At 51.5% G+C, this 2,907-nt stretch carries 2 protein-coding genes; one reads left to right on the top strand and one right to left on the bottom strand.

Annotated elements, in window-relative coordinates; all coding sequences use genetic code 11:
* Positions 1–172, top strand: a 172-nt coding sequence (locus H5T67_12585; GenBank protein ID MBC7246141.1) for a hypothetical protein, incomplete at its 5' end; no start/stop codon positions are given.
* Positions 173–242: 70 nt separating this feature from the next.
* Here H5T67_12585 and H5T67_12590 read toward each other — a convergent pair.
* On the bottom strand, positions 243–2,633 hold the full coding sequence (locus H5T67_12590) for an AAA family ATPase (GenBank protein ID MBC7246142.1): 2,391 nt from the start codon (positions 2,631–2,633) through the stop codon (positions 243–245).
* Positions 2,634–2,907 lie beyond the last annotated feature (274 nt).

Below are 2,907 nucleotides of genomic sequence, written 5' to 3' on the forward strand. Positions count from 1 at the left end.
CCATTTGGGGTATACTGGGGATGAGCATATCGCCTTGCTACCACCTATCCTGCTCGACCCAATTAGTACCGACCTGCTGCTCGCTTGTGACAAAGAGGCTGGTAACGATCTATTGGCCACTTACAATAAGCTGCTTCGGATACGAATTTGGGGCATCTCTGCCAAGCCCTAATTCCTTTTCATTCTGAGCCGCTATGCGGCCTAGAATGATCTTTCGGGGAATACTGCAGAGCAAGTAGCAATTAATCCGCCTCTTTGCCGAATTGGTGCAAATCTTCGGCAAGTTTACGTAGCCTGGCGTCAATTCGGGCATGGACGGAACCTTCTGGGAATTTGCCGTCCGTGCCCCTGGTCCCTGCAGGAATGCCGGTGAGTATCTCCAGGCCTTGGTCAACGTTGTCTACTGCGTACACGTGAAAGAGGCCTTGCCTGACAGCCTCGATTATGGCTTCCTTGAGCATCAGATTCTTTACATTGCTCCTGGGAATAATGATACCTTGCTTTCCAGTTAGACCCTTGCCAGCGCACAAGTCAAAGAATCCCTCGATCTTTTCATTGATGCCACCGACTGATTGTAGTTGTCCCCACTGGTTGATAGAGCCTGTGACTGCAATGCCTTGTTGTATGGGCAGTTCTGACAAGGCAGACAGAAGGGCGTATAACTCGGCACTGGAAGCACTGTCTCCCTCGACTTCTTGGTAGCTTTGCTCGAACACGACGCGAGCGGACAGGGTTAGCGGTTTATCCTGAGCGTATTGACGGGTCAAATATCCGCTCAGGATGAGCACGCCCTTAGTGTGCACTGGACCTCCCAGTTTTGCTTCTCGTTCGATATCCAGCACGCCGTCCCGTCCCAACCCGATGGTAGCGGTGATTCGTGTCGGGTATCCAAATTGATAATCACCCAGGCTGAGCACCGATAATCCGTTCACTTGCCCAGGCATTTCACCGTCTGTATCAATCAGTATCGTCCCTTCGATCATGGATTCTCGAATGTGCTGCTGAAGCATATCTGAGCGGTGAATTCGCGCATCAATGGCTTTCCTGACGTGCTCTTCTGTGACGTATTGGGTATTATCCTGTTCTGCGTAGAGACTAGCTTCGCGTACAACATCTGCAATCTGTGCAAAATGTGTCGAAAGCTTTCTCTGGTCTCCAGCCAGTGCTGAGCCATACTCAACAATCTTCGCAGCAGCCTCACGCCGGAAATGGCGCAGCCCCTCCTTACGACAAAGCCCACTGATGAACGCTATGTAAGCGCGGACGTTTTCTGCACTGCGCTCCATACGCACATCGAAATCTGCTTTTACCTTGAACAACTCGCTGAAATCTGGATCGAGGCCGTAGAGGAGGTAATACGAGCGTGGATCACCGATCAGAACCACTTTCACATTCAGGGGTATAGGCTCAGGTCGCACGCTCTTCACCGGAACAGCACCCAGCCGTTCTGAGACATCTTCGATGTTGATTTGTTTGCTGCTGAGAGCACGTTTCAGTCCGTCCCAAGTGATGGGGTTATCCAATAAAGGTTCTACCGGCAATACGAGGTACCCGCCATTGGCACGGTGCAGGGCACCGCCTTTTAGCATAGTAAAATCTGTGACGAAAGCTCCAAATTCGGCCTCGCGCTCAATGCGCCCAAATAGATTGTGATAGGTTAGGTTGAGCTCGGTGAGCACTGGAGCCCCATGCAATTCGGAGTTATCCACCATGACATTGACTTCATACCGGCGAAAGAACGAGGTCGTCCCGGGTGCAGCACTGGAAGGTGCAGGCTGTGGTTCTTCTTCACCGCGAAACCTGGCTAGGTTCTGCAAGATGCTGTCTTGTACTTCTGTCAGATAGGAGACGACGTCCGAACTGGTTTTATATTTTTCCTCAAGGTCCTCGATAAGTGGGTGAACAATGATCAAGGCTGTCTCGCGATCGATTTCGCGCAACTGTTCTTGGCTCTTTTTCTCGGCCAAGTGAGCTTGTTTCATGGCCGTGTTCACTTCTGCATCCGCAGCAATGCGTTTGACAATAATTTGCTGGCGCTGTTCCTCCGTCAGTGCAGCGAACTCTTGCTCGCTCATGGGTTTGCCGTCTTTCATTGGCACAAGCAGTAAGCCTGTGGGGGAAATTTGGATGCGAAAGCCCATCTGCTGCACAGTCTGATCAAGCTGAGCCAGGATATGCTGGCGCTGTTCCTCGAATGCTTTCGTGATCGCCTCGCGCCTGTTGGCATATTGCTCGCTCTCAAAAGCAAGGGGAATCCGTTTGCGGATTTCGCTGATCAGCCTTTCCATGTCATTGCGGAACTGTTTGGCTTGGCCAGCAGGTAGGCAAACTGCTTTGGGACGATAGGGGTCGCGGAAGTTGTTGACGTAACACCAGTCAGGTGGCGTGGGCTTGTCTTTGGCCAATTCTTCTAGAAAGGACATTACTGCCTTAGTGCGACCAGTGCCTGGTCGTCCTGCGACATAGATATTGAAGCCCTCGCTTTGTATGGCCAGACCAAAGCGCAGAGCTTGCAGGGCACGTTCTTGACCAAGTATACCCACTAAGGGCTCAACTTGGTCTGTACTGGAGAAATCCAGGTCTTGCGGATTGCATATATTGCGCAATTCCTCGACAGGGACCTCGTATACCATGTCGTCTCCTCATATCAGTGTGTTTACGAAGTCTTATCATACGCACTATAGTTCGTCTGTCAAACCGAGAGCACGTTATTGGGAACCTGTATCGTGTGTAAGTGGCCAATAGATCGTTACCAGCCTCTTTGTCACAAGCGAGCAGCAGTTCGGTACTAATTGGGTCGAGCAGGATAGGTGGTAGCAAGGCGATATGCTCATCCCCAGTATACCCCAAATGGCGCAAGACGGCCAAAGGAGGCTTTTGCTCCATGCCCACGCCAAAGTGGGGGCG

The organism is Chloroflexota bacterium, assembly GCA_014360905.1.
Classification (GTDB): domain Bacteria; phylum Chloroflexota; class Anaerolineae; order UBA2200; family UBA2200; genus JACIWX01.

Bases quoted from the DNA above. Each gene is read 5' to 3' on its own strand.
- H5T67_12590 (MBC7246142.1), bottom strand. From the start codon at position 2,633: ATGGTATACGAGGTCCCTGTCGAGGAATTGCGCAATATATGCAATCCG.